This window comes from Brevundimonas naejangsanensis DSM 23858, assembly GCF_000421705.1.
Lineage (GTDB): Bacteria > Pseudomonadota > Alphaproteobacteria > Caulobacterales > Caulobacteraceae > Brevundimonas > Brevundimonas naejangsanensis.
On sequence record NZ_ATXN01000002.1, the window covers coordinates 310,148 to 329,381 of the forward strand.

The following is a 19,234-nucleotide window of genomic DNA, read 5'->3' on the forward strand; positions in this document are numbered from 1 at the left end:
GACTAGACGCGGAGTCCCCAATCAGCGATTCTCTCGACAAAGCAGGGAGTTTGCCGATGACTGAACCAGAATCGACCCGAGCTGAACAGGCCGCCGATTGGGAGGTGCCGCGCACGAACCTTTCGATGCGCATCCCGCGATGGGCCCACAAGCGAATGAAGGCCAAGGCCCGAGACGAGGGCAGGACGGCCGCTGACCTCTATACGGATGTCGTGGGTGAGTTCGTGGAGAACGAGATCGATCGATGGAAGAACGGGTTGATCGCGGGCCCGACGTCGTCGCCGTCGACCTCGCTGGTCGTGCCGAGGCCACTAGCGAAGCGCGTTCGGGCCATCGCCGAAGACCGCGACGTCATCATCAGCGACATCATTTACACCGCAGTGCTGCTGCACTTGGGCGAAGCGCCTCCCAGCGCCGCCGCCGCCTGAGCTCTATGCCAGGCTGGCCACCGAAACTGCGCCCACAACGAGTCGCAGCATTTCGTTCAACGCTCGCAAATCGGAACGCAAACCCTGTGAGAAGGGACCGCGGCGGTGAGAATCTCAAGGAATGAATTCAGCGACAAGAAAACCGACACACTAATGAGAAGCATCTATTACGTCTAAGATATATTATGCGAAATATGGCTTCAGGAATGAGCTTGAAGCTACAGCCCTGTTCCGACGCCACCTAGGCTGCTACCTAGATTACGGTGAAATTCGGACAGGAAGAACGCTTTGAGAAACAGGTGGATTCTAGCTGGTGCGGCTTGGCTGTTAAGCTCTTCCGCCATGGCGGGCGAAGTCATTCTTCGAGGGCCTGCGCCCGACTGGATACCCAGCATTTCGCCGCATCTGTCGAACCAGGCGGACAATCCATCTCAACACATCCGCTACGAAGTGGTCGAAAGCCATGTGCGGGCCTTTGGCGACCATAGCGAAACCTATGTCCGTATGCGGCTGAAGGTGCTGGCGCCATTGGGGTTGCAGCAGGCTTCGCAACTGGCGCTGGAATGGAACCCGGCCCTGCAGACGCCGACCGTTCACCACGCGCGCATTATCCGCGCGGGTGAAACCCATGATATCCTGGACAAGGCTGATTTCACCATTCTGCGTCGCGAGGCGGCGCTTGAGCAATCGCTGCAGATCAATGGCGTTCTAACCGGCGTTCTGGTGAATCCTGACATCCGCGTCGGCGACACCATAGACTTCGCCTACTCCTTCCAAACACAGTTCGATATTTTCGACAACCCGCTGGAAAATCTGATCTATCCCCTTTCGCAGCTTCCCGTTGATCTAGCCGAGACCACCGTCAGTTGGCCGGCGTCCATGAAGGTTCAGACACGCGCCGGGCGTCATGCCGCCGTTCCAGCGATGACTGAGCGGAATGGATTCAAGTTTCTTGCCCATCGCATCACCGACGTCGAGGGAGAAGCCTATCCAGACGCCATCGCGCCTCGCTCTCTTCCAAACTATGCATGGCAGATCAGCAGCACTCCGCAGTGGAGCGCTATCACGGATCATATCCGCACTGCATATGATCAGGCCAGCGCCCTGCCCGACGCGGCCGATCTGGCCGCGCATCTGGCGCGGATAAGGTCCGAGGACGCCACTCCGGAAGCTCGCGCCTTGGCTGCCCTGCGGCTGGTGCAGGATGAAGTCCGCTATATGGCCCTGACGCTTGGCGAAGGCGGCTGGCTGCCGAACTCGGCGAGTGATGTATGGGCAAGGCGTCAGGGCGACTGCAAAGGTAAAACGGTTCTGCTGGTCGCCTTGCTGAGAGAGTTGGGCGTGGATGCGGTCCCAGTGCTCGTTTCCTCACAGAATCTGCCGCTCGATCAGTATCTGCCGATGGTCAGCGCATTCGATCATGTGATCGTAAAGGCGCGCATCGGCGGCGAGACCTATTTGATGGACGGAGCGCGTATAGGCGACCGTAGCCTGACGCCGGATGCTCCGCTGGTTTACGAGTACGTCCTGCCCATCGTGGAACAGGCTCGCCTGGAGCAAATCCCGCTCAGACTACCGCCGCGCCCGATCAACGCCCTCCATGTCGAGATTGATCTCACCGCCGGCGTTCATAGTCCCGCGCACGTTACGATGACTAATATCAGTCGCAGCGACAGAGCGACGGAAATGCAGGCCGGGATTGCACAATTGCCTGCCGCCGAGGTGACCCGTCTGTATGACGAGCGCTGGACCAATCTGTTCAAGGATTATGGGCAGGTTTCCGATCTCGAAAGCCAATGGCGGTATCTTGAAGACACCCATGAATTTGTGGCCAGCGCCACGGCGCGCGTCGCCTTTGACTGGACGGACGGCCCGGTCGACATCCCTCTGGCCCATGTCACCTGGAAAGGCTTTGAGCCGCATAAGAATACGAGGTTCAAGGACGCCGATTACCATAAGTCCTTCCCGAGTTCGTCCTCATTCCGCACGACCGTCATCCTGCCTGAAGGCCGAGACGATGTTGATCTGTCGGTCGAGCCCTATGAAGTCGAGGCTGGCGCCACCCGATATTTCCGCACCGTTCAACGCAACGGCAACCGACTGGAGACGGATCGGGGCTCGATCACCTTGCGCCCCTATGCCACTGCGGCGGAAATCGCGGCTGAACAGGCCGGTATGGACAGCTTCAAGGACTTGAAGGCCACCATGCGGGTGAAGCGGAGCTACACCCTAACGGCGTCGGACAGGGAAACCCTGACTGCAGCGCCGGAGGGCGACCCGGAGACGGCCCTGCGTCGCGGCTACGCTCTTCTTGACGAGGGGGACCATGTCGCCGCCATCGCCCAGTTCGATGTGGCCATTGCGGGCTTTCCGACACCCCATGCCAACGCCCTGGCCAATCGCGCCCTCGCCTATCTGGCGTTGAACGATCTGGACAAAGCCCGCGCCGATATCGCGGCGAGCGATGCCGCCGATCCTAATGAGACCATCCTGTTTCATGCGAAGGGTCGCCTGGCCGAGCTAGAAGAGGACGACCTGGAAGCGGTGTTGGCCTTTACGGGCGCCTTACGCTCGTGGTCCGAAAACACGCATGCCCTCTACCGTCGCGCCGCCGCTTACGAACGGATGGGACAGTCGTCACGCGCCTTGGCTGATCTGGAGCGGATCGTCGCTATGAAGCCGGAGGATCATAGCGCCAAGGTCGCTCTGGCGAACCAACTGCTCAGGATGGGGCGGGCCGCAGAGGCCTACCAACAGGCCGGCTTGATGGCCGAAGCTGTCGGCCATCCAGACGCCAAGGCTCAGATGTTCATCGGCATGGCGCAGGTTGCGGCGTCCAGTCTCAAGGGCTCCGATCCTGCCAAGGCCGAGGCCATCCTTACCGACGTCCTGGCGATCGAAAACGACTTCCCTGCCCTGCTGATTGATCGCGCCGTTGTTCGTGAACAGCAGGGGGATAGCAAGGGCGCGGCGACCGATATGGCTCGCTTCAAACAATTGACCCGCATCAACCTTGATGACCCCGCTCAAGCCTGCGTGTCGCAGTCCCTGATGCGGCATAGCCGCGATTTCGCACTGGAAATGTGTGATCGGGCCATTGAGCGGAAGGGAGACGACGCCCCTCTTCACATGAGGCGCGGATATCTGCTCTTCCTCCAGGATCGCAATGGCGAGGCCTTGGACGCCTATCGTACGGCGACGGAACTGGATCCTTCGAGTTCGAAGGCCAAATACGGTCTGGGCAAGATGCTCAAGACTACAGGGCGATCCTCTGAAGGAGAGGCGCTTATGGCTGCGGCGTCGGCCTCGGACTCGAAAGCGAGCGAGGACTACGACAGCCTCATGATGAGCGTTCGCCTGGACGATTAGGGCGCCGATGGATCACGGTCATCAGATACGGAACGGGCGGCCCCGCTGATGCGAAGCCGCCCGTCAAACCATAGATCAGGCCAAAGCCTGAAATGGTCGGAGCGACAGGATTCGAACCTGCGACCCCTTGACCCCCAGTCAAGTGCGCTACCAGGCTGCGCCACGCTCCGAAGGCGCTCCGTATAGACGGGGGTTTGTCGCTCCGCAAACCCTAAAACGCATTATCGACAACAACTTCCGCCCTATCGGCGCAGAACCGCCTCAAGCCGCGCATGCGCCGCTTCCAACTCGGCTAAAACCCGCGTCAATCGCTCATGATCAGGTGCTGACGAGACCGTTGGGGCGTCCGGCGCAGGTGAAAGGCCCGAATCAATTTCCAGCGTTGCGCCCGGGTCGCCATAGGCGGCCACGCGCGCCAAGCCCTGATCCTTGACCAGGCGCTGGACGCCGCGAATGGTCAGGCCCTCGTCATGCAGCAAACGTCGAACGGCCTTCAGCACCATCACATCATCCGGGCGATAGAAACGCCGTCCGCCCGCCCGCTTCACCGGGACAATGAAATCGAACTTCGTCTCCCAGAAGCGCAGAACATGCTGAGGCGCGCCGACTTCTTCGGCGGCTTCGGAGATCGTGCGGAAGGCGCTGGGGCTTTTGGCCAATGAACTCAGGTCTCTACGACGGCGTCGTGCACCCGGCCCTTCATGATCTGAGAGGCCCGGAAGCTGATGACGCGACGGGGGTTGATGGCGGCGGGTTCGCCGGTCTTGGGGTTGCGCCCCATGCGAGCGCGCTTTTCGCGCACCTGGAAGACGCCGAAGCCGGACAGTTTAACCGTCTCGCCGCTTTCAAGCGACTCAACGATCAGTTCAAGCGTCCGTTCGACCATGCCGGAACATTCCTGGCGCGACAGGCCGACCTCTTCGTGAACGGCCTCGCACAGATCAGCCCGAGTAAGGGTCTGGGACACTGGCATCTCCCCGCTTTCCAATGGCGGGGCATTGAAGGGCAAAATGAATGAAAATCAAAGCCCTCAATGAGAATCTAGAATCGGAAGGCGCATGCGCCCCACGTCAGGCCGCCGCCCATGGCCTCGACCAGCACCAGATCGCCCTTCTTGATGCGTCCGTCCTTGATGGCGACGTCCATCGCCAGAGGGATGGAGGCGGCCGAGGTGTTGGCGTGCATGGCGACGGTCGAGATGACCTTGTCTTCGTCCAGGCCCAGGCGATCGCCGACGCCCTTGATGATGCGCTGGTTGGCCTGGTGCGGCACGAACCAGTCGATTTCGGGGATGTCCACGCCCGCCACCTCGGCGGCGGCGGTGATGGCCTCGGCGATGTTAACCACGGCGTGACGGAAGACCTGGTTGCCCAGCATCCGGAGATGGCCGACCGTGCCTGTCGTGGCCGGGCCGCCGTCGACATAGAGCATGTCGGACTTGGCGCCCTCGCAGCGCAGGGCGAAGCCCAGCACGCCGCGATCGTCCTTGGTCCCCTGCCCTTCGCCCGGTTCCAGCACGAAGGCGCCGGCGCCATCGCCGAACAGGACGCAGGTGGTGCGGTCCGTCCAGTCCATCAGCTTGGTCATTTCCTCGGCGCCGATGACCAGGGCGCATTTGGCCTGACCGCGCGCGACGAAGCCGTCGGCCACGCTCATGGCGTAGACGAAACCCGAGCAGACCGCCTGAATGTCGAAGGCGATGCCGACCGGCGCGCCCAGCTTGCGCTGGACGATGGCGGCGGTCGCGGGGAAGGTCTGGTCCGGCGTGGTGGTGGCGACGATGATCAGGTCGACGTCCGCCGCCGTCTTGCCGGCGTCGGCCAGGGCGCGCTCGGCGGCCTTGACGGCCAGGTCGCTGGTCGGTTCGTCGTCGCGAGCCTTGTGGCGCTGACGGATGCCGGTGCGCTCGACGATCCACTCGTCGGAGGTTTCGACGATTTTGGTCAGGTCGGCGTTAGTGACCACCTGTTCGGGCAGGAAGGAGCCGACTCCGGTGACGACGCTGCGGATAACGCTCACGACTGGATCTCTCCTGTTTGCTCTTCGTCGGGCGCAGCCTCAGCCGTATCCAGCACGGCCGACAGACGCGCGAAATTGGCGCTGACCTTCGTCAGATAGTCGCTGCGGGCCAGATCGACAGCTACGCGGATGGCGTTTCCATAACCCTCGGCTGTGGCGCCGCCGTGGCTCTTCACCACGATGCCGTTCAGGCCCAGCAGGGGGCCGCCGTTGACGCTGCTGGGATCGATGCGGCGCGCCATTCTCTTCAGGGCCGGCATGGCGATCAGGGCGCCCATCTTGGCCATGGGGCCGGAGGTCAGAGCCTCCTTGAGCAGGCCGGAAATGAAGCGCGCCGTACCCTCGGCCGTCTTCAACGCGACATTGCCGGTAAAGCCGTCGGTGACCACCACGTCCACCGTGCCTGCGGCGATGTCGTGGCCTTCGACGAAGCCGGTATAGTTCACGGGCACCGCATCTGTGCGCAGGACGGCGTGAGCCTCGCGCACCTCATCATGGCCCTTCATTTCCTCAGAGCCGACGTTCAGAATCCCGACCGTGGGCTTGGCGACGCCGTGGACGGCCGATTGGAAAGCCTCGCCCATGATGGCGAACTCAACCAGTTGGCGCGCATCGCTGCCGATGTTGGCGCCGACGTCCAGAACGGCGGTGAAGCCTCTTTTCGTCGGCCAACTGGCGACGATGGCAGGCCGCTCCAGCCCATCCACGGCCATGCGCAGCAACAGTTTGGAGATGGCCATCAGGGCGCCAGTGTTCCCGGCCGATACGGCGGCCTGCGCCTCCCCGAGCTTGACCGCCTCAATGGCGTTCCACAGGCTGGAGCCCTTGCCCCGGCGCATGGCCTGGGCGGGCTTTTCGTCCATGCCCACGACCTTGTCCGTGTGGCGGATTTCGCAGACATCAGCCGGAAGGCCGTTGCGGGCGACCTCCGCGCGAATGGCCGCCTCATCGCCATGCAGTTGAAAACGAACGCCTTCGCCGCCGTAACGGGCGATGTAGTCCTTCACGCCTCCGACGACGACGGATGGTCCATGGTCCCCGCCCATGGCGTCGAGCGAGATCAGTATCGGTGATGCCAAGTGAAAATCGACTCCGTCGCCGTCTTGCCGCGGCGCTTCAGTTTAGGGCGATCGGACGAAAATGTCGCACCGTGGATGAGGCTTGAGCGACCTTAGGTCAACTCTTGTCGGTTTGCCCGCCAGGCTTCAGCGTTTTCAACACGCCGAAGGGCGAGATTTCACCGGGCTCCGGCGGCTGTTCGAACACCGCGCCTTCCTTGCGAGGATAGGGATCCAGGTGCAGGGCCAACTGTTCGACAGCGTATTGGCCCAGGTCGATCTGGCCATTTTCCACCAGGTCAGCGGAGTCGTCGTCCAGTTCCAGATCGATCTCGCCTTCCTCGTTCGCCTGAACCTCAGGCGCCGTTTCAGTCAGATTGATCGAGAATCGTTCGTCGATGGCGACAGGCAGCGGCTCCAGCGTCAGAACGCAGGCCTGAACGGCCTCGGCCTGGACCCGGCCATCCATGCGCCACCCCGACACCGTGGGCACGAGCTCCATCTCGGCGACGAATCGGTCGAGCGACTTCAGGTCCAGCGCGCGCGCGATGCGTTGCCGCGCAGCGTCATCAGGCTCCAGCCGCCGTGTCAGGGAGACGCCGACCTGATGCAGGCGGATGGGATCGCTATAGGGAAGAGCCGGAAGGGTCATGCCACGATCTTCGCCCAGTCCGGCGCCTTTTCCACGGCGGCCGACGACTGTCGGGCCAGCTGTTCGTACGAATCAATCGTGTAGCGCGCTAGGGCGGCGCCTGCAGCGGCGTCTTCGCTCTCAAAGACATTGCGGGCGATCGAGGCCTGAAGCCCCTCGTGATCCCCTGCCCTCAGCGCCTTTTCATAGGCGCTCATGCGGCCATAGAGGGCCTCGCCCAGCTTGCGCATCTTCTTGCCCACCGAGACATCGCCCACGCCCAGTTCGCGCAACACGTTGTCCAACGCCGACACATAGGCGTCGAACAGCTTCTGGGACAGGTCCGCGCCGCGCTCGCCATCTTGCTTCAGCCGCACGAACAGCAGCAGCACATGCAGGGTGTAGAGCTCGAAACGCGCGTCGATGCGGTCCGCGACGCCCAGCCGCGTGTAGAAATCAGGCTGGCGGGCCTGTTCGACGGCCAGGGCGTACAGGGCCTGGACATGGCGATCTTGCGTCTGGCGCTTGAAGAGTGTCTTGAACATAGGATTTCACGGCCCCTTTTCCGCCGCGCCGTTGCACTAGGACGCAGCGACGGTTAGGTCAAAGACCTTATTTCTTGAGGCCCATCGCCGATGCCCCGTTTTACGTCGCTCATCATCGCCGCCTCGCTCGCCGCCGCCGCCGGCGCCTGCGCGCCGGTTGTCGCCACCCAGGGCTTTCAGGCCGTGGACGTCAAACCCCAGGATATCGAGTCTGGCGTCGACACGCGCGAAACCGTGCTGACCAAGCTGGGCACGCCCTCCACCACCTCGACCTTCGAGTCGGAGAACGTCTGGTACTACCTGACCCAGACGACGCAGCGCTACACCTACAACAAGCCGCAGGTGTCGCAGCGGACGGTGACGGAGATCACCTTCAACGAAGCCGACGGCAAGGTCGCTTCGGTGCGTAATCTGGGACTGGATGACGGCCGCCAGATCGCGATGGAACGCCGCGAGACCCCGACGCGGGGACGCCAACTGACCATCCTCGAACAACTGCTCGGCAACGTCGGCCGCGGCCAACTGCCGCGCACCGAGGACGACGTTCCCGGCCAGCGCCGCCCGGATTAACGCCCGCAGCATACAGTCGCCCTCAAGCCGCAAGCGACCGCGTCGCGAGCATAGGGCGCAAAAAAGATAACGCCCCGGAGATCGCTCTCCGGGGCGTCTTCAGTTGCAGTAGAGCGCCGTCAGACGATCTTGCCGCTCGCCAGCACAGCCAACAGCAGAAGCGCGACGATGTTGGTGATCTTGATCATCGGGTTCACCGCCGGGCCGGAGGTGTCCTTATAGGGATCGCCCACCGTGTCGCCGGTGACTGCGGCCTTGTGCGCTTCCGAGCCCTTCCCGTGGACCACGCCGTTCTTGTCGGTGAAGCCTTCCTCGATCACCTTCTTGGCGTTGTCCCAGGCGCCGCCGCCCGAGGTCATGGAGATGGCGACGAACAGGCCCGTCACGATCACCCCCATGAGCATCGCTCCCAGCGCGGCGAAGGCGTTGGCCTTGTCCGGCTGGATGAACAGGATGACCACGAACAGGACGATCGGCGACAGCACCGGCAGCAGCGACGGCACGATCATCTCGCGGATAGCCGCGCTGGTCAGGATGTCGACCGCCCGGCCGTATTCCGGCTTGGTCTCGAACGTCATGATGCCGGGGTTCTCGCGGAACTGACGCCGGACCTCGGCCACCACGGCCTCGGCGGCGCGCCCCACAGCCGTCATCGCCAGCCCTCCAAACAGGAAGGGCAACAGCCCCCCGAACAGCAGGCCGACCACGACATAGGGGTTGGACAGGTCGAACGCGACCGCGCCCAGACCGTAGAAGAAGCTGCCCGGCGCCGCCTCGGCTGCGAAGAACTTGAGGTCCTCCACATAGGCGGCGAACAGGACCAACGCCCCCAGACCCGCAGACCCGATGGCGTAGCCCTTGGTCACGGCCTTGGTGGTGTTGCCCACGGCGTCCAGAGCGTCGGTCGAGACGCGGACTTCCGGCGGCAGGCCGGCCATCTCAGCGATGCCGCCCGCATTGTCCGTAACCGGGCCGAAAGCGTCCAGCGCAACGATCATCCCCGCCACGCCCAGCATGGTTGTGGTGGCGATGGCGATGCCGAACAGGCCCGCCAACTGGAAGGCCGCGACAATGCCGACGATGATGGTCAGGGCTGGCAACGCGGTAGATTCCAGCGACATGGCCAGGCCCTGGATCACGTTGGTGCCGTGCCCCGAGACCGAGGCGTTGGCCACCGACTTCACCGGACGGAAGCCCGTGCCGGTATAGTATTCGGTGATCACCACGATGGCCGCAGTGACCAGCAGGCCGACGACGCCCGCCCAGAACAGATTCATCGGCTGGATCAGCAGGCCTCCTGAGGTTTCGACCGCCCCCGGCAGAAGCTGGTTGATCACCCACCAGACCGCGCCCAACGACAGGACGCCTGTGACGATCAGCCCCTGATACAGGGCCCCCATGATGTTGCCGCTCTTGCCCAGACGGACGAAGAAGGTGCCGATGATCGAGGTCACGATGCAGACGCCGCAGATCGCCAGCGGCAACAGCATCAGCACGTCGACATAGGGCTGGTTGCGGAAAAAGATGGCCGCCAGCACCATAGTCGCCACCGTGGTGACGGCATAGGTCTCGAACAGGTCGGCGGCCATGCCGGCGCAGTCGCCGACGTTGTCGCCCACATTGTCCGCGATGGTGGCGGCGTTGCGGGGGTCGTCCTCAGGGATGCCGGCCTCGACCTTGCCCACCATATCGCCGCCGACGTCAGCCCCCTTAGTGAAGATGCCCCCGCCCAGTCGCGCGAAGATGGAGATCAGAGAGGCGCCGAAGCCCAGAGCCACCAGTCCGTCGATGACCTCACGGCTGGTCGAGGCGTGGCCCAGCCCCTGCGTCATGAAGGCGTAGTAGCCGGACACGCCCAGAAGCGCGCCGCCCGCCACGAACATGCCGGTGATGGCGCCCGAGCGAAAGGCCAGGTCCAGCCCCTTGGACAGGCTCTGCGACGCCGCCTGGGCCGTGCGGACGTTGGCGCGCACGGAGATGAGCATCCCCGCATAGCCCGCCGCGCCCGACAGGACCGCGCCGATCAGGAAGCCGAGCGCCGCCCAGATTCCGATAAGAAAAAAGGCCGCGACCAAGATCACGACCCCTACAATGCCAATCGTTGTGTACTGACGCTTCAGATAGGCGGATGCCCCTTCCTGGATCGCCGCGGCGATCTCACGCATCCGTTCATTACCACTGTCGGCCTTCATCAAGGCGGCGGTCTGGACGGCGCCGTAAAGCACCCCCAAAGCGCCGGCCGCAATGACCAGCCAAAGATATGACGTCATGGCGTTTCCAAGCCTTATGCAACTAGACGCGCGGTTCCATGGGCTGCGCTACGGGCGTTGTCGCCTCTCGGCCGCCTTCCGGTCCCCCCGTGCGCTTACGGACGCAAATTCACGCCCCTCGGGAATTGCGGCTAAATCGTGCCAAAAGCAGAGGCGTGGCGCAACAGCGCTCTTTTAGGGCGTTCAGAGAGGGCGAACGGTCGTGCGGCGGCGCGCGGCCTGGCTGACGACCTCGACGCGGGTGATCGCGCCTTTGCCGATCAGGCTGTCAGCCGAGCGGATCAGGATGGCGCTCAGCGCTGCCGCGTCCAACTGATTCCAGTCGTCTGCGAGGACGAAGGGGGTCCGGTGCCCGGCGCGGACAAGGGCGTCGCGCAGGTAGGGCTCCTTGGCCCTTACCGCGTCCAAGGTTTGGCCTTCACCCAGATGCAGTCTCAGTTCTGCAAAGACGTAGTTGCGGACGCGGCCGCCCACGATGATCGGCAGGCCCACGCCGGTCAGATTGAAGCTCGCGGGCTGGGCGGGCGTTTCTGCTGAAGGCGAGGCGAGCGCTCGTCCCGACAGGGCGGCGCCAGCGAGGGCGAGGATCAGGGCGCGGCGGTTCATGAACTCAGTCTGGCCCTGCCCGGTTAGGATTCCGTTGCGCTCAGCCGTGGGTCCAGCCGGTGCGGGTCGGGGTGATGGCCTGGCCCAGATAGCGCGGGGACAGCCCCCTGCCCTCGGTTACGCGGCCGACGCAGGTCAGGCGCAGGTGGCGGCGTTCGGCTTCGCGGCGCAGGGCGTTCTCGGCGCCCGCCGGGATGGTCAGCAGGATCTCGTAATCGTCGCCGCCGCTGGCCAGCAGCTCCAGCGCCGCCTGCGGGTCGACGCGGCCTTCGAACCAGGCCTGGGCCGCCGCCGACATCGGCAGGACCTCCAGATCGATCTCAAGACAGACGCCGCTGGCCTCGGCGATGTGGGCGGCGTCGGCCAGAAGGCCGTCGGAGACGTCGGCGCTGGCCGTCGCGAGGCCCAGAACGACGGGCGCGAACTCCACGCGCGGCATGGGGGTGCGATAGGCGGCCTCCAGCGCGTCCATGCGCTCAGGCTCCAGCGTCAGGGTCGCCTGGGCGGCCTGAAGGCCCAGCCAGCCGTCGCCGATCGTGCCGGTGACGAAGACCAGATCGCCGGGCCGCGCCCCGGCCCGGCTGACCGCCGCACCTGATGGCGCCCAACCCATCATCGTCGCCGAGAAACTGGCCGGTCCTGGCGTCTTCACCGTGTCGCCGCCCAGCAGGGAAATGTCGAAAATGGCCTGATCGCGCCGCAGCCCGGCGACGAAGGCCTCGCGCTCGGGCCAGCCGCAGCGTTCGGACCAGCAGCAGGCCAGCAGATAGCCGAACGGCTCGGCGCCCTTGGCGGCCAGATCGGACAGGTTCACGCGCAGCAGCTTCTGCGCCACCGTGTCCAACGGATCGTCGGGCAGGAAGTGGACGCCTTCGATGATGGCGTCCTTGGTCAGGATCAGGTCGTGTCCCGGACGCGAGGGCAGCGCGGCCACGTCGTCGGCCAGCCCCCTCGCCCATTCCGGGTGAGCCAGCGGCTTCAGCAGCCGCTGGATGGTCTCGAATTCACCCGCGACGTCAATCGCGGGCATCGCGCGCCACGCCGTCCAGCGCCGCGTTCACGAACTTCGCCTCCGCATCGTCGAAGAAGGCCTTGGCCAGTTCGACGTATTCGTCGATCACGATCTCACGCGGGACGTCCGGCTTGTGCTTCAACTCCCACGCGCCGCAGCGCAGCAGGGCGCGCAGGGTGGCGTCCAGACGCTCCATACGCCAGTTGGAGGCCAGACGCGCCTTGATCGCTTCGTCAATGCCGCGCTGATCCTCGACCACGCCGTGGACGATGTCGGCGAACCAGTCCTCGTCCGCCTCAGCCAGAGGCGCGCCGTCGATGTCGGCGTCGAATCGGTGATTGCGGAACTCGCGCACGACGCTGTCGACGCCCTCCCCCGCCAGCTCCATCTGATACAGGGCCTGAACGGCGGCCAGACGGGCGACCGTGCGGGCGCGGCGCTGGCGGCTGGTCAGTTGCGGCTCGGCGCGGGCTTTTTCAGCCTCGGCCAGTTGAGCCATGACTTCGGCGACGGTCGCCGGGGCGCTGGTCGGTTCGGTCACGAGGCCAGCCCCCCGCGCAGGCGCTTGCGGATGGCGATCAGGTCCAGGCAGGCGCGAGCCGCGAAGCCGCCCTTGTCGCCCTCACTGAGGCGGGCGCGGGTCCAGGCCTGCTCCTCGTCCTCGGTCGTCAGGATGCCGTTGCCGATGGCCAGCCCCTTGAGGCCCAGATTGCGGATACCGGCGGCCGACTGATCCGAAACGATCTCGAAGTGATAGGTCTCGCCGCGAATGATGCAGCCCAGGGCGACATAGCCGTCATAGCGCGGCGCCGTCGGATAGCGGCCGGCCTCTTCGGCCATGGCGATCACGGTGGGAACTTCCAGCGCGCCGGGCACGGTCACGACGTCGTATTGAACGCCTTGCGCGCGCAGGGCGTCCTTCGCCCCTTCCAGAAGGGCGTCGGCCAGTTCGTCGTAGAAGCGCGCCTCAACGATGAGGACGCGAGTGGGGTCGTTCAAGATTGGTCTTCTCCGTCCATGTCGCGCCAACCGACGATGCGCAGGCCATAGCCCTCAAGCGCCGTCGGATTGGGCCGCGTCGAACTCATCACGATCATATCCTTGACGCCGAGGTCGAGCAGAATCTGCGCCCCGACGCCATAGGCTTTCAGCGAGCGATCCGCCGCCGCGGGCTTGGGCACGCCGCCCAGCCGTTCGGCGAGACCATGCAGGTCCGGATCGCGAAGGAAGACGACGACGCCCGGCCCATTCTGAGCCGCAAGCGCCTGCATCGCCTTCGGAATATAGTCCTGGCGAGCCTCGACGTGGCCCAGCAGGTCGGCGGCGAAGTCAACCTGGTGCATCCGCACGACGGTCGGCTTGGCGGGGTCGATATCGCCGCGCACCAGGGCGACGTGCTCGGCACCTTCGATGGTGTTGCGGTAGAGGATCAGCTTGAACTCGCCGCCGTGAACGCTCTGGAAGGGCGTCTCCATCACGCGCTCGACAAAGCGCTCGGTGCGGCGGCGATAGGCGATCAGGTCGGCGATGGTGCCGATCTTCAGCCCGTGCAACTGGGCGAAGGCGATCAGGTCGGGCATCCGCGCCATCTCGCCGTCGTCCTTGATGATCTCGCAGATCACCCCGGCGGGAATCAGGCCGGCCATACGGCTGATGTCCACGGCCGCCTCGGTGTGGCCGGTGCGGACCAGGACGCCGCCGTCGCGCGCGACCAGCGGGAAGATATGGCCCGGCGAGACGATGTCGTCGGCGGTGCGCGAAGGGTCGGCGGCCACCTGAACCGTATGGGCGCGGTCAGCGGCCGAAATGCCGGTCGTGACGCCTTCCTTGGCTTCGATCGAGATGGTGAAGGCCGTTCCCATGCTCTCGCGGTTCTCGGCGGCCATCGGCGGCAGGCGCAACTGCTTGGCGCGCTCGGCCGTCATGGCAAGGCAGACTAGGCCGCGCGCATAGCGGATCATGAAGTTGATCTGGTCCGGCGTGGCGAACTGGGCCGGAATGACGATGTCGCCCTCGTTCTCGCGGTCCTCGGCATCCACCAGGATGTAGGGGCGGCCGTTGCGGGCGTCCTCGATAATGTCCTCGATCGAGCTGATCGGGCTGTCGGTATTGTAGACGGCCAGTTTCATCATGCGGTCTCCTGCCACCGCGCGAGGTAACGCGCCAGCATGTCGATCTCCAGATTGACCTTTTCGCCGACCTTCAGGCCGCCGAGGGTGGTCGCATCCCACGTGTGCGGGATAATATTCACGTCGAAGCGGCGCTCATGCACCCCATTCACCGTCAGGGAAACCCCATCGACCGTGATTGAGCCCTTTGGAGCGATGAATCTGTGCAGGGGCGCGGGCGCCTCGATCACGATGCGGTGCGATCCGCCCTCGGGCGTGATGGAGATCACCTCGCCCAGACCGTCGACATGGCCCGAGACGATATGGCCGCCCAGTTCGTCGCCCAGCTTGGCGGCGCGCTCCAGATTGATGCGGCTGCCCTCGCTCCAGTCGCCCAGCTTGGTCTTGGACAGGGTCTCGCCAGAGACCTCGACGGCGAACCAACCCTCGCCCTTTTCCGTGACGGTCAGGCAGCAGCCCGCATGGCTGATGGAGGCGCCCAGGTCGATGCCCGCCGTGTCCCACACGGTCTCGACCTCATAGCGACGGTCGCGGTTGGTTTCACGGACGCTGCGGACGCGGCCGATGTCGGTGACGATGCCGGTGAACATGAAAGCTCCGGTCCCTCCGGACCCAAAAAAACAGAGTCTAACTAGTCTAATTCGTCTGAAATCGCGCCTGGGGAGGCGTCAGGCGCGGGCGTAGCGTTCCCACAGATCGTCTCCGACAGGCTCGACGCCCAGACGACGGAACTTGGGGGCGTCGGCCAGCTTTGCAAGCGCCAGGGAGGCGACGCAGGACCGCCCCTCCCCGCCCAGCAGGATCGGTGCGCGGAACCACTCGATGGCGTCCACCGCCCCCGCCTGGATGAAGGAGGCGGCGACGCGGCCACCGCCCTCGATCAGGATGGAGCGGATATTGCGGGCGGCGAGCGCGTCGAGGACAGCGGGGATGGCTGGGCGGCGGTCGATGGCGGCGACGGTGACGACTTCGGCGTGGCCGATGGCGTGGCGCGCGGCGGTCGTGATGATCAGGGTGTTGCCGCTGGCGACCTTGGCCGTCGCAGGAGTCCGCAGACGACTGTCGAGGACGACACGAAGAGGATGCCCCCCGTCGTAGTCCTGGAGACGCACCGTCAGTTCCGGATCATCGGCCAGCACCGTCTCGACGCCGACCAGAATGGCGTCATGTGTCGCGCGCAGGCGGTGGCCCTGAAGGCGCGCTTCCGGGCCGGTGATCCACTGGCTTTCGCCCGTGGCCGTGGCGATGCGACCGTCCAGCGACGTGGCCAGCTTCAGTGTGACGCGCGAGCGCATCAGTCCTGGCCAGACTTGGTCTCGTCGAAACCCTCGTCTCCGAGGAATTTGGCGAAATCGCTGGTGTGGCGGAAGTCCTTGTAGACCGAGGCGTAACGGACGTAGGCGACCTCATCTACCGACTTCAGCGCCTTCATGATGAAGTCGCCGACGATGCTGGACGGGATCTCCGTCTCGCCCAGACTTTCCAGCTGGCGCACGATGCGGCTGACCAGCAGCTCGACCTGATCGGGCTGCACCGGACGTTTGCGCAGAGCGATGCCCAGCGAGCGTTCCAGCTTGTCCCGATCGAAGGGGGTGCGGCGGCCGTTCCGTTTCAGGATGACCAGTTCGCGCAGCTGCACCCGCTCGAAGGTGGTGAAGCGCCCATTGCACTGCGGGCACGACCGACGGCGCCGGATGGCCGCGCCGTCGTCAGACGGGCGGCTGTCCTTCACCTGGGTGTCGGCGTTTCCGCAGAAGGGGCACTTCATCCGATGGACCTCTTAGCGATAGATCGGGAAGCGCGCGGTCAGTTCGCGCACCTGGGCGGCGACGCCCGCGACCACGGCCGGATCGGCTTCGTCGCCGCCGTTCATCGAGGAGACGACGTCGGCGATCCAGTGGCCGATCTGCTTGAACTCTTCCTCGCCAAAGCCGCGCGTGGTGCCCACCGGGGTGCCCAGGCGAACGCCCGAGGTGACGGTGAAGGGGGCGGTGTCGAACGGCACGCCGTTCTTGTTGCAGGTCATCAGCGCCTTCTCGAGCTCATGCTCGGTGGCCTTGCCGGTCACGCCCTTGGGACGCAGGTCGACCAGCATCAGGTGGCTGTCCGTGCCGCCCGAGACAATGGCCAGGCCGCGTTCGACCAGGACGCCGGCCAGGGCCTGGGCGTTCTTGACGACCTGCTGGGCGTAGAGCTTGAACTCGGGCTTCAGCGCCTCGCCGAAGGCCACGGCCTTGGCGGCGATGACGTGCTCCAGCGGGCCGCCCTGCAGACCGGGGAAGACGGCCGAGTTGATCTTCTTGCCCAGATCCAGGTCGTTGGACAGGATCATGCCGCCGCGCGGGCCGCGCAGGGTCTTGTGGGTCGTGGTGGTGACGACGTGGGCGTGGGGCATCGGGTCGGGATAGGCCCCGCCCGCGATCAGGCCTGCATAGTGAGCCATGTCGACCATCAGATAGGCGCCGACCGAATCGGCGATCTCGCGGAAGCGCTTGAAGTCGATGTGGCGGCTGTAGGCCGAGGCCCCGGCCAGGATCAGCTTGGGCTTCTCCTTCTGGGCCATTTCGGCGACGTGATCATAATCAATGAGATGGTCGTCTTCGTTCACCTTATAGGTGACGGGACGGAACCACTTGCCCGACTGGTTGGCGGGCGAACCGTGGGTCAGGTGGCCGCCGCAGGCCAGGTCCATGCCCAGGAAGGTGTCGCCCGGCTGCAGCAGGGAGAAGAAGACGGCCTGGTTGGCTTGAGCGCCCGAGTGGGGCTGGACGTTCACATAGGCGGCGCCGAATAGTTCCTTGGCGCGCTCGCGGGCCAGGTCCTCGGTGACGTCGACGAACTCACAGCCGCCGTAATAGCGACGACCCGGATAGCCCTCGGCGTATTTGTTGGTCAGGACCGAGCCCTGCGCGTCCAGCACCGCCTGAGAGACAATGTTCTCGGAAGCGATCAGCTCGATCTGCTCCTTCTGGCGGCCAAGCTCGCCCTGGATGCCCTTGAAGATCGCCGGATCAGCATCGGCGAGGCTCTTGGTGAAATAGGAATCGTGCGTGAAGGCGGTCACTGGAGGCATCCCGGAGGCTGAAGGCTGAAACGGCGCTCCCTTCTAGGCCGCGCCGCCGAACACCACAACATCTAGGGGGTCACCGCTGTGACAACGCTCGTTTCAGTTTGGCGATAGCCACCCGTTCGACCGCGCGCGGTTCAGCGGCCGGGCCCATCGCGGAGACCTCCACGCCCGTCGCCGTGTGGACGGCGGAGCATTTCACATAGGGGCCGTTGCGGACGAACTCGACGATGACTTCGCCGAGTTCAGCGTCGGTCCTCATGCCGCGACTGGACGACGCGCCACGTTACAGTGGGACCACAGCTTATCCATCGCATCGACCAGCTTGTCGATCATGGCGTCGTCATGGTCAGGCGAAGGGGTGAAGCGCAGACGCTCGGTCCCTTTGGGTACGGTCGGATAGTTGATCGGCTGGACGTAGATGCCGTGTTCTTCCAGCAGCATGTCCGAGATCAGCTTGCAGTGCACCGGGTTGCCGACATGGACCGGCACGATGTGGCTGACGCTGGGCAAGACGGGGATGCCCGCCTCAGACAGACGGCGCTTCAGAGTGGCGGCGCGCTCCTGATGGGCGTCGCGCAGTTCGGGGTGCGCCTTCAGGTGGCGGACCGAAGCCAGGGCCCCCGCCGTCAGGGCCGGCGGCAGGCTGGTGGTGAAGATGAAGCCCGAGGCCCAGCTGCGCACCGCATCCACGATCACGGCGTCGGCGGCAATGTAGCCGCCCATGACGCCGATGGCCTTGCCCAGGGTGCATTCGACGATGTCGATGCCGTCCAGCACGCCGTCGCGCTCGGCCACGCCTGCGCCGGTCGCGCCGTACAGACCCACGGCGTGGACTTCGTCCAGATAGGTCAGGGCGCCGTATTTTTTGGCCAGGGCGATGGTGCCCGCCAGATCAGCGATGTCGCCGTCCATCGAATAGACGCTCTCGAAGGCGATCAGCTTGGGCGCATTGACGGGCGCGGCGGCCAGCAGTTCTTCGAGGTGTTCGAGGTCGTTGTGGCGGAAGATGTGACGCTCGCCGCCGCCGTTGCGGATGCCCGCAATCATCGAGGCGTGGTTCAGGGCGTCCGAAAAGATGATCAGGCCGGGCAGGATCTTCTGCAGGGTCGACAGCGTCGCCTCATTGGCCACATAGCCCGAGGTGAACAGCAGGGCGGCTTCCTTCTGGTGCCAGCTGGCCAGCTCGGCTTCCAGATCAACCGCCGAGCGTGTGGTGCCCGAGATGTTGCGGGTGCCCCCTGCCCCGGCGCCGCTGAGATCGATCGCGGTCTTCATCGCCTCGACCACGGCCGGATGCTGTCCCATGCCGAGGTAGTCGTTGGAGCACCAGACCACCACCTCCTGCTGCGTGCCGTCCGCACGGCGACGGCGAGCAAGAGGAAATTGCCCGCGCACCCGCTTCAGATCGGCGAAGACACGGTAACGGCCTTCGCTGCGGACCTGATCCACAGAGTTCTGAAAGGCGGACTTATAGTCGAACAAGGCGGCGCTTCTTTCGCTTATGCAGCTTTGCGGCCTAATTGCGCG

General features: G+C 64.8%; 21 protein-coding genes and 1 tRNA gene. 3 read left to right on the plus strand and 19 right to left on the minus strand.

Annotated elements, in window-relative coordinates:
* Window positions 1-56 precede the first annotated feature (56 nt).
* Window positions 57-428: a hypothetical protein gene (locus tag H556_RS0101720; RefSeq protein ID WP_024352803.1), complete on the plus strand. Its 372-nt coding sequence runs from the start codon at window positions 57-59 to the stop codon at window positions 426-428.
* Between the two features lie 342 nt (window positions 429-770).
* Complete coding sequence (locus H556_RS0101725) at window positions 771-3,797, plus strand: DUF3857 domain-containing protein (protein WP_024352804.1); 3,027 nt, start codon at window positions 771-773, stop codon at window positions 3,795-3,797.
* Window positions 3,798-3,890: 93 nt separating this feature from the next.
* Here the strand turns inward: H556_RS0101725 and H556_RS0101730 are convergent.
* From H556_RS0101730 to H556_RS0101760, 7 genes are all read right to left on the minus strand, one after another.
* Window positions 3,891-3,967, minus strand: a tRNA-Pro gene (locus tag H556_RS0101730).
* 72 nt (window positions 3,968-4,039) lie between these two features.
* Complete coding sequence (locus H556_RS0101735) at window positions 4,040-4,456, minus strand: MerR family transcriptional regulator (protein ID WP_024352805.1); 417 nt, start codon at window positions 4,454-4,456, stop codon at window positions 4,040-4,042.
* Between the two features lie 5 nt (window positions 4,457-4,461).
* The gene (locus H556_RS0101740; RefSeq protein ID WP_003169453.1) at window positions 4,462-4,770 is read right to left on the minus strand and encodes an integration host factor subunit alpha; all 309 of its coding nucleotides are present in this window, start codon (window positions 4,768-4,770) and stop codon (window positions 4,462-4,464) included.
* 68 nt (window positions 4,771-4,838) lie between these two features.
* Window positions 4,839-5,816, minus strand: a complete 978-nt coding sequence (locus tag H556_RS0101745) for a beta-ketoacyl-ACP synthase III (protein WP_024352806.1) — start codon at window positions 5,814-5,816, stop codon at window positions 4,839-4,841.
* Complete coding sequence (gene plsX / locus H556_RS0101750) at window positions 5,813-6,895, minus strand: phosphate acyltransferase PlsX (protein WP_272866960.1); 1,083 nt, start codon at window positions 6,893-6,895, stop codon at window positions 5,813-5,815. The genes H556_RS0101745 and plsX overlap by 4 nt, the downstream gene beginning before the upstream one ends.
* A 97-nt stretch (window positions 6,896-6,992) precedes the next feature.
* Entirely contained in the window at window positions 6,993-7,526 is a 534-nt protein-coding gene (locus H556_RS0101755) for a YceD family protein (protein ID WP_024352808.1), read from the minus strand.
* On the minus strand, window positions 7,523-8,050 hold the full coding sequence (locus tag H556_RS0101760) for a ubiquinol-cytochrome C chaperone family protein (RefSeq protein ID WP_024352809.1): 528 nt from the start codon (window positions 8,048-8,050) through the stop codon (window positions 7,523-7,525). The genes H556_RS0101755 and H556_RS0101760 overlap by 4 nt, the downstream gene beginning before the upstream one ends.
* Window positions 8,051-8,140: 90 nt before the next feature.
* Between H556_RS0101760 and bamE the strand changes: the two genes are divergently transcribed.
* The gene (gene bamE / locus H556_RS0101765) at window positions 8,141-8,620 is read left to right on the plus strand and encodes an outer membrane protein assembly factor BamE domain-containing protein (RefSeq protein WP_003169448.1); all 480 of its coding nucleotides are present in this window, start codon (window positions 8,141-8,143) and stop codon (window positions 8,618-8,620) included.
* A 119-nt stretch (window positions 8,621-8,739) separates the two neighbouring features.
* Here the strand turns inward: bamE and H556_RS0101770 are convergent, their stop codons facing one another.
* The 12 genes from H556_RS0101770 to hemA form a co-directional block, all read right to left on the minus strand.
* Window positions 8,740-10,890, minus strand: coding sequence for a sodium-translocating pyrophosphatase (locus H556_RS0101770; protein ID WP_024352810.1), 2,151 nt, complete (start codon window positions 10,888-10,890; stop codon window positions 8,740-8,742).
* Between the two features lie 183 nt (window positions 10,891-11,073).
* Window positions 11,074-11,496 carry a hypothetical protein gene (locus H556_RS0101775; RefSeq protein WP_024352811.1) on the minus strand — a complete coding sequence of 141 codons (423 nt, stop codon included), beginning with the start codon at window positions 11,494-11,496 and terminating at the stop codon, window positions 11,074-11,076.
* A gap of 40 nt (window positions 11,497-11,536) precedes the next feature.
* Window positions 11,537-12,526 carry a thiamine-phosphate kinase gene (thiL, locus tag H556_RS0101780; RefSeq protein WP_024352812.1) on the minus strand — a complete coding sequence of 330 codons (990 nt, stop codon included), beginning with the start codon at window positions 12,524-12,526 and terminating at the stop codon, window positions 11,537-11,539.
* Window positions 12,513-13,049, minus strand: coding sequence for a transcription antitermination factor NusB (nusB, locus tag H556_RS0101785; protein WP_035302733.1), 537 nt, complete (start codon window positions 13,047-13,049; stop codon window positions 12,513-12,515). Before nusB ends, thiL begins: the two co-directional genes overlap by 14 nt.
* Complete coding sequence (gene ribH, locus H556_RS0101790) at window positions 13,046-13,507, minus strand: 6,7-dimethyl-8-ribityllumazine synthase (RefSeq protein ID WP_024352814.1); 462 nt, start codon at window positions 13,505-13,507, stop codon at window positions 13,046-13,048. The genes nusB and ribH overlap by 4 nt, the downstream gene beginning before the upstream one ends.
* On the minus strand, window positions 13,504-14,640 hold the full coding sequence (ribB, locus tag H556_RS0101795; protein WP_024352815.1) for a 3,4-dihydroxy-2-butanone-4-phosphate synthase: 1,137 nt from the start codon (window positions 14,638-14,640) through the stop codon (window positions 13,504-13,506). Before ribB ends, ribH begins: the two co-directional genes overlap by 4 nt.
* Complete coding sequence (locus H556_RS0101800; RefSeq protein ID WP_003169440.1) at window positions 14,637-15,227, minus strand: riboflavin synthase; 591 nt, start codon at window positions 15,225-15,227, stop codon at window positions 14,637-14,639. The genes ribB and H556_RS0101800 overlap by 4 nt, the downstream gene beginning before the upstream one ends.
* Before the next feature lie 78 nt (window positions 15,228-15,305).
* Window positions 15,306-15,932, minus strand: a complete 627-nt coding sequence (gene ribD, locus H556_RS0101805; protein ID WP_024352816.1) for a bifunctional diaminohydroxyphosphoribosylaminopyrimidine deaminase/5-amino-6-(5-phosphoribosylamino)uracil reductase RibD — start codon at window positions 15,930-15,932, stop codon at window positions 15,306-15,308.
* Complete coding sequence (gene nrdR, locus H556_RS0101810) at window positions 15,932-16,405, minus strand: transcriptional regulator NrdR (RefSeq protein WP_024352817.1); 474 nt, start codon at window positions 16,403-16,405, stop codon at window positions 15,932-15,934. Before nrdR ends, ribD begins: the two co-directional genes overlap by 1 nt.
* 12 nt (window positions 16,406-16,417) lie before the next feature.
* Window positions 16,418-17,701 carry a serine hydroxymethyltransferase gene (gene glyA, locus H556_RS0101815; protein ID WP_024352818.1) on the minus strand — a complete coding sequence of 428 codons (1,284 nt, stop codon included), beginning with the start codon at window positions 17,699-17,701 and terminating at the stop codon, window positions 16,418-16,420.
* Window positions 17,702-17,780: 79 nt separating this feature from the next.
* Window positions 17,781-17,966, minus strand: a complete 186-nt coding sequence (locus H556_RS0101820) for a DUF6898 family protein (protein ID WP_024352819.1) — start codon at window positions 17,964-17,966, stop codon at window positions 17,781-17,783.
* Complete coding sequence (gene hemA / locus H556_RS0101825; RefSeq protein WP_024352820.1) at window positions 17,963-19,189, minus strand: 5-aminolevulinate synthase; 1,227 nt, start codon at window positions 19,187-19,189, stop codon at window positions 17,963-17,965. The genes H556_RS0101820 and hemA overlap by 4 nt, the downstream gene beginning before the upstream one ends.
* Window positions 19,190-19,234: the final 45 nt, after the last annotated feature.